Origin of the sequence: Janthinobacterium violaceinigrum, from assembly GCF_009208555.1 — a bacterium.
Classification (GTDB): Bacteria; Pseudomonadota; Gammaproteobacteria; order Burkholderiales; family Burkholderiaceae_D; genus Janthinobacterium; species Janthinobacterium violaceinigrum.
This window is the reverse complement of the sequence record NZ_WFLI01000003.1, coordinates 137,113-149,454: the sequence shown is the minus strand read 5'-3', so window position 1 is coordinate 149,454 and position 12,342 is coordinate 137,113. Positions and strand designations below refer to the sequence as shown.

15 protein-coding genes are annotated in these 12,342 nt (G+C 56.3%); 9 read left to right on the top strand and 6 right to left on the bottom strand.

From position 1 onward, the window contains the following. The first annotated feature begins 53 nt into the window (after window positions 1-53). Together GCN75_RS03735 and GCN75_RS03730 are read left to right on the top strand one after the other, a co-directional pair. On the top strand, window positions 54-1,217 hold the full coding sequence (locus GCN75_RS03735) for an MFS transporter (RefSeq protein ID WP_152281408.1): 1,164 nt from the start codon (window positions 54-56) through the stop codon (window positions 1,215-1,217). Between the two features lie 434 nt (window positions 1,218-1,651). Then, a complete protein-coding gene (locus GCN75_RS03730) occupies window positions 1,652-2,860 on the top strand; it encodes a TraB/GumN family protein (protein ID WP_152281407.1) in 1,209 nt (402 codons plus the stop codon). A 139-nt stretch (window positions 2,861-2,999) separates the two neighbouring features. Here GCN75_RS03730 and GCN75_RS29095 read toward each other — a convergent pair whose 3' ends face one another. Next, window positions 3,000-3,140, bottom strand: a complete 141-nt coding sequence (locus tag GCN75_RS29095) for a hypothetical protein (protein ID WP_193317369.1) — start codon at window positions 3,138-3,140, stop codon at window positions 3,000-3,002. Window positions 3,141-3,673: 533 nt separating this feature from the next. Here GCN75_RS29095 and GCN75_RS29500 point away from each other — a divergent pair. Together GCN75_RS29500 and GCN75_RS03715 are read left to right on the top strand one after the other, a co-directional pair. After that, window positions 3,674-4,255, top strand: coding sequence for a PEP-CTERM sorting domain-containing protein (locus GCN75_RS29500; protein WP_226941063.1), 582 nt, complete (start codon window positions 3,674-3,676; stop codon window positions 4,253-4,255). A gap of 305 nt (window positions 4,256-4,560) precedes the next feature. Next, window positions 4,561-4,815, top strand: coding sequence for a hypothetical protein (locus GCN75_RS03715; protein WP_152281406.1), 255 nt, complete (start codon window positions 4,561-4,563; stop codon window positions 4,813-4,815). A 167-nt stretch (window positions 4,816-4,982) separates the two neighbouring features. Here GCN75_RS03715 and GCN75_RS03710 read toward each other — a convergent pair whose 3' ends face one another. The 4 genes from GCN75_RS03710 to GCN75_RS03695 all read right to left on the bottom strand — a co-directional run bounded on the left by GCN75_RS03710 (window position 4,983) and on the right by GCN75_RS03695 (window position 8,640). Next, complete coding sequence (locus GCN75_RS03710) at window positions 4,983-6,077, bottom strand: S41 family peptidase (RefSeq protein ID WP_152281405.1); 1,095 nt, start codon at window positions 6,075-6,077, stop codon at window positions 4,983-4,985. 18 nt (window positions 6,078-6,095) lie between these two features. Next, window positions 6,096-6,848, bottom strand: coding sequence for a LytR/AlgR family response regulator transcription factor (locus GCN75_RS03705; RefSeq protein WP_152281404.1), 753 nt, complete (start codon window positions 6,846-6,848; stop codon window positions 6,096-6,098). Further along, window positions 6,817-7,878 (bottom strand): sensor histidine kinase, encoded by a 1,062-nt coding sequence (locus GCN75_RS03700; protein ID WP_226941061.1) that lies wholly within the window; start codon window positions 7,876-7,878, stop codon window positions 6,817-6,819. Before GCN75_RS03700 ends, GCN75_RS03705 begins: the two co-directional genes overlap by 32 nt. Window positions 7,879-8,211: 333 nt before the next feature. After that, window positions 8,212-8,640 carry a DUF4279 domain-containing protein gene (locus tag GCN75_RS03695; RefSeq protein WP_152281403.1) on the bottom strand — a complete coding sequence of 143 codons (429 nt, stop codon included), beginning with the start codon at window positions 8,638-8,640 and terminating at the stop codon, window positions 8,212-8,214. 289 nt (window positions 8,641-8,929) lie between these two features. Here GCN75_RS03695 and GCN75_RS03690 point away from each other — a divergent pair, with 289 nt between their 5' ends. The 3 genes from GCN75_RS03690 to GCN75_RS03680 all read left to right on the top strand — a co-directional run bounded on the left by GCN75_RS03690 (window position 8,930) and on the right by GCN75_RS03680 (window position 10,240). Then, window positions 8,930-9,307 (top strand): hypothetical protein, encoded by a 378-nt coding sequence (locus GCN75_RS03690; RefSeq protein ID WP_152281402.1) that lies wholly within the window; start codon window positions 8,930-8,932, stop codon window positions 9,305-9,307. A 45-nt stretch (window positions 9,308-9,352) separates the two neighbouring features. Beyond that, the gene (locus GCN75_RS03685) at window positions 9,353-9,736 is read left to right on the top strand and encodes a hypothetical protein (RefSeq protein WP_152281401.1); all 384 of its coding nucleotides are present in this window, start codon (window positions 9,353-9,355) and stop codon (window positions 9,734-9,736) included. 81 nt (window positions 9,737-9,817) lie between these two features. Then, complete coding sequence (locus GCN75_RS03680; RefSeq protein ID WP_099667459.1) at window positions 9,818-10,240, top strand: hypothetical protein; 423 nt, start codon at window positions 9,818-9,820, stop codon at window positions 10,238-10,240. Window positions 10,241-10,315: 75 nt separating this feature from the next. On the opposite strand, the gene GCN75_RS03675 is transcribed toward GCN75_RS03680, so the two are convergent. Continuing rightward, window positions 10,316-10,942: a tyrosine-type recombinase/integrase gene (locus GCN75_RS03675; protein ID WP_152281400.1), complete on the bottom strand. Its 627-nt coding sequence runs from the start codon at window positions 10,940-10,942 to the stop codon at window positions 10,316-10,318. A gap of 27 nt (window positions 10,943-10,969) precedes the next feature. Between GCN75_RS03675 and GCN75_RS03670 the strand changes: the two genes are divergently transcribed. Together GCN75_RS03670 and GCN75_RS03665 are read left to right on the top strand one after the other, a co-directional pair. Continuing rightward, a complete protein-coding gene (locus GCN75_RS03670) occupies window positions 10,970-11,587 on the top strand; it encodes a hypothetical protein (protein ID WP_152281399.1) in 618 nt (205 codons plus the stop codon). A 59-nt stretch (window positions 11,588-11,646) separates the two neighbouring features. Further along, a complete protein-coding gene (locus GCN75_RS03665) occupies window positions 11,647-12,318 on the top strand; it encodes a hypothetical protein (RefSeq protein WP_152281398.1) in 672 nt (223 codons plus the stop codon). Window positions 12,319-12,342: the final 24 nt, after the last annotated feature.

The following is a 12,342-nucleotide window of genomic DNA, read 5'->3' as shown; positions in this document are numbered from 1 at the left end:
GCGCGCGCCACGCCTGGCGAGGGTTTTAGTCTTTACTCTTGAAGGATATTGATATGCCGTTGGTTGTTTACATTCTGGGGTTGACGATCTTCTCGTTAACGACATCCGAATTCATGGTGGCGGGCATGATGCCGTCGCTGGCCCTGGCCATGGACGAACCGGTGACACGGATCGGCTATCTGATCTCGCTGTACGCGATGGGCATGGTCATCGGCGGCCCGCTGAGCACCATCGCCCTGCTCAGGCTGCGCGTGCCGAACAAGAAGGGGCTGCTGTGGCTGCTGGGCTTTTATATCGTTGCCCAATCCGTCGCCGCGTCGGCCACCAGCTATGACATGCTGGCCATCGCGCGGGTGGTCACGGGCGTGGCCGCTTCCACCTGCTTTGGCCTGTCCCTGGCGATCTGTGCCGAAATCGTCAGCCCCAACGCGCGCGGACGCGCCGCGGCCGTCGTGATCGGCGGCCTCATGCTCGCTTCCGTAGTGGGGGTCCCCGTCGCCACGCTCATCGACCAACACCTGGGATGGCGCGCCAGCTTCTGGCTGGTGGTACTGCTGGCGCTCTTGTGCCTGGCCCTCATCACCGTGCTGGTGCCGCGCACCAGGCCGTCGGACGTCGTCAGCCTGGGCAATGAGCTGGGGGAATTCCGCAACCGCCACCTGTGGGCAGCGTATGCCAGCAGCGGCCTCATCATCGGCGCGATTTTTGCGGCGTTCAGCTACTTCGCGGCCATCCTGACGGAAATTACCGGCTTTCCGGCATCCGCTATCCCCTGGCTGCTGGGCGTCTACGGCGTCGCCAACGTGGTGGGCAATGCCGTAGTCGGCCGTTATGCGGACCGCTACACCACCGTCATCATGGTCTGGGGTATGGTCATCCTGAGCATCAGCCTGGCACTGTTCGCCATCTTTGCGCACGACAAAACCATCAGCGTCGCCTTGCTGGTTGTCACAGGCCTGGTCGGCATGTCGATGAATCCCGCCATCATCGCCCGCGTGATGGGGACCGCCCATCCAGGGCCGCTGGTCAACACGGTGCACACTTCCGTCATCAACATCGGCCTGGGCGCCGGATCATGGCTCGGCGGCCTCGGCATCGCCGCCGGCTACGGCCTGCGCGCCCCGCTGTGGATCGGTGTCGCGCTGGCAGTGCTTGGCCTGATCAGCCTGTTGCCTTACCTGGGACACAGGTCGCGCGATTCGGTGCTGTCGCATTAGCATCTGGCGGCGGTTGGTGTTGCCAACCGCCCGCTACCGTCATCTGCACGTCAGGCAGTTGGCCGGCAGGCTGTCAGCCGGTTTGCGCAGTTCGTGATCAGGCTTGGCCCGCCCATTACGCTGTACTACGGTCATGGCGTCTGCTGGATGGCGGCAGGGCCCTGCCACACGACCATTTGCAAAAAATTATCAACTCTTCCTGCGTCAGGATAGTTGTCGCGTCACCTGATTTACCGTAGCATTGGCAAATTCTTCCTTCCAGCCAATATGGAAAATCCATAAAAGGAAAATATCCTTCAAGGTCAGCCCACCCTGATTACACGTAGCATGCTGATACACCGCGATTGAAATCGCCGACCAGAACACAATTCTTGCGAAAAATAATGCGAAAAACTCGTTCCATAATTATTTCTATCATTTTGGCCAGCTTGGCCATGCCTGCATTGTCGGCGGATCAGCCACAATCTTTGCCAGACCGCCTGGCTGCCCTGCGCACGACGATCGCACTCGATCATGGAAAGATGGTTGGTTCCGGCGCGGCAGCATTGATGGACGCGGGTCTGGAAAGCCAATTCGTGCTCATCGGCGAGGACCATGGCATTGCAGAAATTGCGCATTTTTCAGCGGCGTATTTTGAAGAATTGGCCAGTCAAGGATTTACGACGCTGATTGTCGAAAATGGGCCCGCTGTTGCTGATGCCTTGGAAAAGACATTGAAGTCCGATAATGGCGTCGCTGGCATAGCAGCATTTAATAAGGCCTATCCGGTCGCTACCGCTTTTTACAAATGGCAGGATGAGGCGCAATTCTTGGCCCGTATCGCCAAAGCTGCCGGACCCTCGTTCCAATTGGTGGGAATGGATCAGGAACTCATGGGCGCTTCGAAATACCTGCTCGACCAGATGGCTGAGCAACCGCTTGGTCCTTTGGCGAAATCAAAAATCGAGGCCTTCCGCAAGCTTGAAAGCGACGACTATAGCCGCGCGTCAAAGAACGGAGACCCGCGCGAGCTTTTCATGGTGAAAATCAAGGAAGAAGAACTGTTCGCGTTACAGAAGCTGCTCACGACACCCAAGGACATGCCCGCCTTGGCGATGTTAAATGCGTTGATTGAAAGTCGCAGCATTTACAGCAAAAACATGACTCCGGGACAAGGATATTTATCCAATACACAGCGTGCCAGGCTAATGAAGCGGCATGTGGCCAGCCATTTGACGCTTGCGCCTGCACAGCGCATGTTGCTGAAAGCGGGCGCCATTCATGTATTCCGGGGTTATAACCCGCTGAGTGCCGGTAGCCGCGAGGTCGGCAATTATTTGGCTGAATATGCGGAAGGCCGCGGACAAAAATCGCTGCATGTGTTGGTGCTGGCAGCCAAAGGCCAGCAGGCGCAATTTGCCGGCATTGCACGCGCGTCGGCCTCAACAGAAATCGAAAAAGTCGATGCCAAGTCCGCCATGGCTGGCGTATTGCCCTTCTTCGCCGCGGCGAGCGAGCACAAGGAATGGTCATTGTTCGACGTGCGCCCCTTGTTGGGATCGGCTAAAACCCTGGCGAATGGAAACAGCAGTGTCCAAGGCATGATTCAGGGCTACGATTTTGTACTCGTCATTCCCGAGGGAAGCGCAACGACGGACCTGTGACAATATCGCCATCGCTCATCGGCCAATCGCTGCCGACCTTTCGCCATCATGGTTCGGCCTGAACCAGGACGCTCTCACCAAAGGCGATCCAGGTAACTTGCGCCAATAGGAAAGACTTGCGCTTGACTGTTCCGATCAACTAGTGGATCGCGGCGGCACGCCCGACGTACGTGACGATACGCCCGCCGGTTACCTGCACCAAGACGAGCATCTGCAACTGAATGATGAGACGGCAGCAACTGGCCGTCGCCCCATCGTGCTGCTCGACCAGAATCAGCATGGGGCCGGTCACGCCGGCACACTCTTAATTGCGGCTTTTCTGCATTTCGAGCTACTAGATGTAGTGTTTGACAGTATTTCTGGCGGTCTCATCCCCGTGTTTTTTGACACTTTTGCTTGCGACCTACTAAATGTAGTGTCTCCAGCGCCTTCGACGCTCAAATTGACAGGCAACCTGGTCGCGCCCTGCCCCCACAGCGCGCTGGAAGCACCCGCGTGCAACACGGCCAGCTCTTCAGCGCGCGGGCGCCGGTACGACACCACGGCAGGCAGATAGCCCAGTGCGGGTGATCGGCAGCGCGCAACATGGCAGCTCGGCCTGGTCCCAGCCTGCTGGTGCACCGGGCACGCCGTTATTCGATGGGTGCTGGGCTATCTGATTCCGCAGCGATTTAGCGATCCACTTGTCTTGCGTGCAGAAACGCCTCAGATAAAAATAACATTTTTATAATTCTAGACAATGCCAATCCTCATTACTATAATTGCAACAGGCAATTGCCTTTGTAGCAATTAAAATGAAAGCTCTGGAACCTTATGAAAAAAATCATTGCTTTACTCGTCTTGCTCGCGTCACAAATCAGCACTGCCCAGGCCACTGCAGTTATCACGGACGTGAGCTACACGGCCCATTCCATTACCTTCACAGCAACTGGCGACCTCAGCGGATACACAGCGCCAACGGGGCCTTATGCCGCGGACTATATTTCCGTCCTGTACTCCGGAGATATTTCAAGTACGGACATCGCCCGCAACTTATTGACCGGAAATCTCATTACTGCAGGAGGTCCAGCAGAGGACGGTAACACTGGCGGGTACGGCGACAGACTTCCCAACTATACGTGGATCTTCTTTGGGCCAGATGTCTTGGCCGCCGCTACGTTCTCCGGCACTCCTTTTAGAGTAGAGTGGCGTAATGCTCAGCTGAATCCCACCGGCACGGGCCAAATTCATTTTCTTTGGGGAAACCCGTCCAACAACGCCACTACGCTGATTCAAGCATTTAACGTCAACGATGGCACGGTTACACCGGTCCCTGAGCCAGAAACCTACGGCATGCTACTGGCGGGGCTCGCCCTCCTGGGTTTCATGGTACGGCGAAGCAAGAATCCAGCATAGAAATGAAAAGCCACCCAAGAGGTGGCTACATTTCTTGCTCCCACGACCATAGTGCGTGATGAGCGGCAATGTCATGGTGTGCAGGTACGGCGCTGGGACCGGGTACTGTCGCGAGTTCCAGCTATCGGTGGCGCGATGCGCACATTACGATTTACGGAAGAATTTTCTTGAACTAAGGCCTGTAGTACGCAGCAGAAATACTGTTTGTAAACATCGAATTAAAGAAAACCAGCGCTACATGTCTTCGCCGCATAACAGTCCAGCCGGCCGCGGAACTGAGGACACGCGACCTGCGCAAGTGGATCATGGGCCTGAACGGCAAGAGCAAGACCATCCAGCTGACCCTGACGCCGATGTGCAACGCCATCGAACTGGGCGTGACCGACGGCGACCCGGAGTCCAATCCCTTCGACAGCATCAAGCTGGGCAAGCTGCAGCCGCGCGACCAGCGCGTCAGCAAGTTCAAGGCCGCCCCATTCAATATCGATGAGATGGAACTCATTCTGAAGGCCTGCGAGCGCCAGGAAAAGCGCAACATGCTGTCCGCTCGTCGCTCATAACGGACAGGCAGGTGTTCATCACGCACTTGTGCGCCTGCGATCTTGGCGACTGGTGGCAGTCCACGCATCTACGCCATCAAATCAGCGGCACAAGAGAGAGCCACAAGGAAGAATTAGTCGCAGAAGCCGTCGTTCGTGACGGCTTCCAGGATGGCAAGGCCGATCGACTAACGCTCGCCCCTGAGGATATAGACTGGCTTCTCGGTTTCTCCCTTCTCCGCCATGACGAGAAGGCGTTGCAATTGCGTGCGCTCATCGCCCTTCTTTGCGGATGACACCAGGTTGCGCAGGATGGCGACATGCGCCGCCTGCAGCGCCTGCGCTGCGGGCACGGCGACGTCCGGTTTCACGCCGACGTGCTCCCAGTTGGTTTTAGTGACGAAATTGATCGTGCGCGCCGTCGGGATCGAGACCGCGATGTCGTGTCCCAGGCTGTACCAGCTACTGGGATTGGAAGCGCCGATGGTGGTTTCGCCGACCAGGGTGCCACGCTTCAGCACCTGGAAGTCATAGGCGCAGTCCTCGGCGGCGGAACCTGTCCGAGCCGAGATCAGTACATATACGGGCTTGTCGTAACGCTGCGTGAACGTCGGCACCGTCCAGATCTGCCGTGTCGTGTCGGTCGGGCGATCATAGATATCGATCAGGTGGTGCACTTTGCCCGCCGAGAGGAAATGACTCATCAGGTAAGCCACGCTTGCCGGGTCGCCGCCGCCGTTGCGGCGCAGGTCAAGGATCAGCGCATCCGTGCCCGCCAGGAGCGACATCGCTGCCGTGTACGCCGCGCCGACAAATTCCACGCCGGCGAAGCGGCGCAACTCGATGTAGCCGACGTTGCCGGGAAGGCGTTCGATCTTCTCGATGTCATAGCCGCGCCGCGCGGCGGCGCTACGCCATTCGTCTATCTCGGCGCGGCTCGGCGGCTCCTCGGTAGCGCTGGGCTCACTGAAGCCCTCGTAACGCCCGGCGCTGAAATGCATGTCGCCGCTGAATGCGCGCAAGTCCTTCTTCAGCGCCGCACTGAACGCCGTCGCGCTGGCGGCGGCCGCATAGCCTCCTTCGGCATTTTTCCTGATGATCGCACCGCCGACCTGTTCGGCCCGCGTTGGATCGATGTAATTCGCGTTGATTTTCGCCGCCAGCGTCTGCACGATTGCGGCGCGATCGGACGCGCTCAGCGCGGTGTCCTCCGCCGCCAGGGCGGGCAACGACCACAGCGCACCCAACACGACCGCTGAAACAAGCTTCTTGCTGCCTAACATACGTTCCTCCAGGTTGGACTACGGATCGGTTTTTGCGTTGAGGTGTTGCAGCGCCTCCGTCAGCGCCGGCATGTAGGAGCGGCTGGCGCGCAGCACCGTGCCGTCGCGCAGGCGCAGCATGGCGTCCCGGTTGGTCAGCGTACGCAGTTCGGCAATCATGTCCAGCCGCACGATGGATGAGCGGTGCACGCGGTGGAACTGACGCGGATCGAGCTGCATGGCCAGGTTCTGCAGGCGCTCCCGCACCAGCCAGGTCTTGCCGTTCGCATGCAGGGAGGCGTAGTCGCCGTCGGCCTCGATGCGTTCGACGTCGGCCACCGGCACCAGCACCGTGCGCGCCCCCACACGCACGCTGAAGCTGCGCATTGCCGTTGCCGCCGGTGCTGCGGCACGACTTTGGCAGCGGTAGGGGAACGCCTGCTGCGCGCGGTCCAGGGCTTCGTCGAAGCGCTCGTCATCGACCGGCTTGAGCAGGTAATCGAGGACGGCCAGTTCGAACGCTTGCAGGGCGAAGCCTTCGTAGGCGGTGAGCAGGATCGCCATCGGCCGCTGCGCCGGCGGCAGTGCGGCCAGAACGTCGAGTCCGCTCTTGCCCGGCATCTCGACGTCGACGAATGCCAGGTCGGGCTTGAGTGTCACTATCCCCTGGTAAGCGCTGTCGCCGTCACCGAATTCTCCTGCCAGCTCAAAGGCGCCGCGCTGCGCCAGCCGGACCTTGACCGCCAGCCTGGCCAGCGGTTCATCGTCGACGATCACCACCCTGATGCTCATGCCGCCACCTCGATGCCGCGCAGCGGCATGGAAATCTGCACGTGGAAGCGGCCGTCCGGATGCCAACCTGCATCCACCGCTTGCTCCGCGCCGTATAGGTGGCGCAGGCGTTCCCGGACGTTGGCCAGGCCGATGCCGCCCCCTTTTGCGCCGACGGCTGGCCGTCGTTCTGCACGCTGATGAGCAGGCGCGTGCCGGCGCGCTCGACCAGAATATCGAGCTGGCCGGGCACGGCCAGCGGCGCGATACCGTGGCGTATCGCATTCTCGACCAGCGGCTGCAGCACGAGGTAAGGCACGACGCTGTCCAGCAGGCCAGGGCCGGTTTTCATCGTCAGGCGCAGGCGCTCGCCGAGGCGCGCTTTTTCGATGGCCAGGTAGGCGTCGAGCAGGGCCAGTTCATCGGCCAGCGCGTGCTCGTGGCGGCCATCATGCACTAGGGTGGCGCGCAGGAAGTCGGCCACGCACGCGAGCATGCGGTTGGCTTCACGGTTGGACTGGGCCGACACCAGCGCCGAGATCGCGTTAAGCGAGTTGAACAGGAAGTGCGGATTGACCTGCAGGCGCAGCGCACGCAACTCGGCATCGCGGGCCGCGCTTTGCGCCTGGGCCAGATGCAGCCGGACCTGTTGCAGCGACAGGTAATAGGCCGCCACCGCATGGACCGCGCAGAACGCGACCAGCGCCAGCCAGCAGCTGTCCAGGCCCCGTGCCAGATATTCCCATTGGTAGCCCGTCTCCCGTCCGATCGCGATCCCAAAGCTCTGTCCCAGAAAGGCGTTCGTAATCGCCATGGCATAGGTGGTCGCCAGCAGTATCGATCCCATGCGCAGCCAGGACCAATCGCGACGCCACATGGCCCGCTGAAGCAGCGTCAGCGGAACAAGCCATAGCAGACAGGCGACCAGAAACAGCGTACGAAAGGCTACGATATAGTGATCACTGACGGCGGGCAGGCCGAGAATGACCATGCAGGCCGATACCGGCAGTGCGGCCAGCACGGGAACGAGCAAAGGGGTTTCGACTTTCACGCTGGGTTTCCAGAAATGCAATTCTGCAATTGTAGCGTTTCAATCACCCAACGAATAGCAAGCAATACACGCATGGAAGGTCCAGAAATAGGGAAGCCTTGACCTTAGGTGATGGCCTGGTGGCGGTCGAGTCAATTGCGACGACCCGTGCCTATATTGCGGCGAGTCGGTGGAGATTGGGGAAGGGACACGTGAGCCAATGCAGCTTTTAATGTAGGTCAGTGTGGTTGAGGACCACGAACGTCTGTAACTGGCCGGTTGCGGCCGTCGGCAGGTTCCGCCCCAAAGCGGACGTTTACAGATTGACCTCTCAAGTTCAAAGTCGTTGTTCAGCTAAACGTCGCCATCGCTATCGTCGTCAGGACCGTAGATGTCCAGATCGAACTCGATTCCTCGTGAACCAAGAGCAAGCATGGTTTCCGGACTGATCGAGAGGCCGTCGTTCGTACTCTGCATGAACGCGCCACAAAACATATCCACATCATAGGAAGAGGTCAGGGCCTGCCAGACCATAAGATCGTCAGTCATTTTGGCCATCAACCATTTGATCTGACCATCAAGGTCTTCCGGCTCCGTGCTCTTAGCCGTAAGGAGCCAACTCCCGCAGGTAATTGTTCGCTCCCTTCCAGATGGATACTTGATCACTTCTCCCTTTACTCTTGCTTGGGTTGGCTCGCATTTCAACATGCGCGAGATTTCCGCCGGCTGGAGTTCGTCACCGAAAATTCTTAGGCCTGCTGCTGATTCACGGATTAGTCCCATAATTAGTGTGATCGTTCGTTATCCCGAGTTAAAAGGTCGGTTTCGGTTAATGCTTCAGAGTCCGCTCATGGCCGTTCACGGCCAGTCGCGCCAGCATAGCATGTTGTCGAACTGAAAATTCGGGGAATGCCATGGCAAGAGGCCGTCGCCCCGAAACGGTGATCTGCTCCAGCGTGACAATGTGTGAGTTTTTCTGCTTGGCAATCCGCTATGCTCTGGTGCCGCTACCGGCCAAGACCGGAGGTTCAGCATCAGCACTCTGGCTTTATAAAGGGGTGAAAGCAACGTCATGTCAGATATTGAGTCTTTCCAATTTTTTGTGTACCCAGCTGTTGATGAGGGTTTGGCTTTGCGTTTGCTCGGAGATTTGATGGGAGTGCTGGTTGAATCAACAGATTTACTGACGGAACGAGCAAGCGCATTCGCTCAGGTTTCCTGCTATTCCGAGGGATTCGAGCAAGGATTTCTCATCTCTTGGCGTCGCGAGACTGCCCGAGAAATCGTTCAAAACGAGGTTCTTGGACAGCTATCGAGTCTCCTGAAGATATCTGCGCTACTGGAGCCATCAAGTGAATCCGAGCGTTGGTGGTTGTTCAATCCGAACGGTCTCTCGGAAGTGAATGTCCGATATCTTTCCGATGGTATCGAAGTCGAAGCAATTGAGTAAAAATTCCGCTGCCGGCCAGGAGCAGCCGTTCATTTATAGAAAAGAATGAATAAACTAACCGTTTCAACTATAGTTGCGCTTGGACTTTCTACGTCCCTCGGGTTCGTTTGCGGATATCTCTTCTATGCGGGTTTTGGGGAGGCTCGCAACATCGCTGTGCAGACAGTATTCGAAGCACAGGAGACTCAACGGGTGCTTCAATCATATGAGCCAGTTCTGATCACTTCAAGATTCTACACGGAGTTGGCTGCCGTAAAATCAGCTCAAGATGCTGAAGTCTTACGCCAGAAATATCGGGATGCCACTCTTAGAAATATTAGTTTGTTCGAGAAACAAGCTGCCAAGCTTGAACTTCCAAAAGAGCGTGCGTTAGCTGCTCCATTCTTGGATAGCGCTGCGAACGCTCGTAAGGAGTTGGAGACTAAATAGCTAAGGTAACAGCATGACTGAAATCGGCCATGAAGCGGACAGTCGGCAATTGACCAATTAAGCTTTACTCAGAAAGTCAGCATGTCTCACCGTGATCCTTTTGATGTTATTTCATCCACCGTTGATCTGGATGATCCGGTAGAGCACGGTGATGCTCAACGCTTTATGGTTAACGCCCTGGCCCGGGTAATCGAATGTCTACCCGTTACCGCGCAGTCTTCTGTTTTGGCTGCTAAACGATATCTTGAGGGCGCGGCAACGGATAGCGAGGCCATAGCTGTCCGGGTGAGGCTTTGGGAGACCATCCGAGGACGCGATATGTCGGATGACCCTGAGGTGTTGCGTATCAGAACCACGATTTGTGCGCTGCACGGCATGGACGCTGAAGCACCTTACGACAAGTTGGAATACTTTCTGTTTTTTTGGGAGCGCAGCGGCTTAAGCATGGTCGAGCTAGCTGGAGCTATGTTCGACACATACGGCGTTGTTTATCACGACGCTTAATCGGCTGCGGTGGCATATGTCGAATGCGTCAGATCTATGTCTGCTTCGGGGCGACTGCTGGCGTCGCCCTTGTTCTCAAGCATCGGTTTGCTCGGCCATGTCTAGCGCATCGTCAACCTCAATACCAAGATAGCGCACCGTACTTTCCAAGCGCGTGTGGCCCAGCAATAGCTGCACCGCCCGCAAATTTTTTGTGCGACGGTAGATGAGGGTTGGCTTCGTCCGACGCATCGTGTGTGTACTGTATGCCGTCGGGTCCAATCCGATTTCGTCGAACCATTGGTGAACTATGCGCGCGTACTGCCTGGTTGAAATATGCGGCGATTCGGAAATCCGACTGGGGAATAGAAAGTCGCCGTGCCGTAAACCTGCGGCCGAAATCCACTCCCCAAGGCTCTTCCTGGTTCCTGCGGTAAGTTCGAATTGGACAGGTCGCTTCGTTTTCTGCTGCATCACAATGGCCCTCGCTGCTATATGCCCTCCCTGACATACATCGTTGACACGCAACTGGACCAAGTCGCAGCCACGCAATTTGCTATCGATGGCTAAGTTGAAGAGCGCCAAGTCACGCACTCTCCGGTAGATTTCTAGGCGTACGCGAATTGCCCAGATTTCGCTTACGCGCAGCGGCGCTTTTTGCCCGACTAATTTGCCTTTGTTCCATGGTGTAGGTTGACCCAAAAATTGTGCTTGATATTCCATGATAGACCTCCTGAATGGAACTCTACTATGCGTCTAAAGAGCATCGGCGGCGTTAGGAAGGTGAGGTGGAAATTTACTGGATTTTCATTTGGACAACATGGTATCGTTGCTTATAGGCCGGATACGGCCAATACCAGTCATCCAACATGGCGCTCGAGAGGCGCGCTTTTGAATATGAATGTTGAACAATCGGATGTGACGCTATTCAGCTTCAAGGCAAGAGACGGAGTTGCCATGTTCTGGATTTTCTTTATCGTTTTTATCCCAGGGGGAGCGACGCTTGGACCTCCGTTTATGAGTGTCGATGCATTTTTGATCTGTACGGCTGCCTATGCAGTCTTGGCATGTGGACTCGACTGCAAAATTACAGTAACGTCAGATAGCGTTCGATTTGTGCGGAGACTCTATTGGATACCCTTCTATGCTCGAAGCGGACGGGTAATTACCTCCGTATCTTATGACAGCGATTGGGATGATGAGGAATCTGCGTCCGGCGTGGTTGTTGAAATTGATGGAAGAGAGACCCACATCGGCGCAGGAAAACGCAAGGCAGAACTCTATATGGGCTTATTTCGAAACTCTGAGACCTACCGTAGTATGCAAGCTGAGCAGGGATTCAAGCCGACACCTGACGGCGCAACTTAAAGAAGGCAGAAACCGGCCACTAGCAGCCGTTCAATTTTTTCTCGAAATGAATAATTCGCATGGATTTCATCGAACTCGCATTCAAAAGATTGGACCGAAGGCTTGCCACAAATGATTACATCGATTGGGCGAATGGTTTGTTAGTAGCTGGGAGCGAAGCTTCTAGCATCGCCGAACTAGCGAGCTGCTCTTGGGAGCCGAATCCGGATGCAGAGCTGGTCGACCGCATATTTCGTTCCTGCGTAAGCGAACTAGGACTTACCATTCCCTCGACGTGGGAAGATGCATTTTCTGCTTACGTCGTCGACATATGCAATCGTGTCTTGCAACGCGAGATACAGCCGCTTGATTGCCTATCAAAGATGATAGAGTTCGCGGAAGACGATGAGAATTCGTTCATTTTTTCGGTGTGGACCGACCTAGCGAAAGACCTATCGAATCCGCCGGACGAGATTGTTTTTAACGATGTGCTCGACCTTAGAAATTCTTCTGAATCAATCCGTAAAACAGCATCCCAATTTTTAGAGCTCTATGCGATGGACTTACCAGCAAGATTTCCGCAGGTTTGGAAGTGCAAGGAATGCAACGAAGTCAGCGACGATGAAACATATACTGATGAAATAGCCAGAAGCTGTCCTGCATGCAAATCCGCATTCGCACTAAAGAATATGAGATTTTTTAGAAATCGTAACGAGTATTGCAATTCGCTGCTCCGCAGTAACTTAGCATAACTGGCTGTCGCCAACCGGCCACAA

Coding starts and splice junctions, on each gene's coding strand:
- GCN75_RS03680 (WP_099667459.1), top strand. CDS start 9,818: ATGTCTCACCGTGATCCTTTTGATGTTATTTCATCCACCGTTGATCTG.
- GCN75_RS03670 (WP_152281399.1), top strand. CDS start 10,970: ATGCGTCTAAAGAGCATCGGCGGCGTTAGGAAGGTGAGGTGGAAATTT.
- GCN75_RS03705 (WP_152281404.1), bottom strand. CDS start 6,848: ATGAGCATCAGGGTGGTGATCGTCGACGATGAACCGCTGGCCAGGCTG.
- GCN75_RS29095 (WP_193317369.1), bottom strand. CDS start 3,140: ATGCTGATTCTGGTCGAGCAGCACGATGGGGCGACGGCCAGTTGCTGC.
- GCN75_RS03735 (WP_152281408.1), top strand. CDS start 54: ATGCCGTTGGTTGTTTACATTCTGGGGTTGACGATCTTCTCGTTAACG.
- GCN75_RS03665 (WP_152281398.1), top strand. CDS start 11,647: ATGGATTTCATCGAACTCGCATTCAAAAGATTGGACCGAAGGCTTGCC.
- GCN75_RS03675 (WP_152281400.1), bottom strand. CDS start 10,942: ATGGAATATCAAGCACAATTTTTGGGTCAACCTACACCATGGAACAAA.
- GCN75_RS29500 (WP_226941063.1), top strand. CDS start 3,674: ATGAAAAAAATCATTGCTTTACTCGTCTTGCTCGCGTCACAAATCAGC.
- GCN75_RS03715 (WP_152281406.1), top strand. CDS start 4,561: ATGGGCCTGAACGGCAAGAGCAAGACCATCCAGCTGACCCTGACGCCG.
- GCN75_RS03690 (WP_152281402.1), top strand. CDS start 8,930: ATGTCAGATATTGAGTCTTTCCAATTTTTTGTGTACCCAGCTGTTGAT.
- GCN75_RS03695 (WP_152281403.1), bottom strand. CDS start 8,640: ATGGGACTAATCCGTGAATCAGCAGCAGGCCTAAGAATTTTCGGTGAC.
- GCN75_RS03730 (WP_152281407.1), top strand. CDS start 1,652: ATGCCTGCATTGTCGGCGGATCAGCCACAATCTTTGCCAGACCGCCTG.
- GCN75_RS03685 (WP_152281401.1), top strand. CDS start 9,353: ATGAATAAACTAACCGTTTCAACTATAGTTGCGCTTGGACTTTCTACG.
- GCN75_RS03710 (WP_152281405.1), bottom strand. CDS start 6,077: ATGTTAGGCAGCAAGAAGCTTGTTTCAGCGGTCGTGTTGGGTGCGCTG.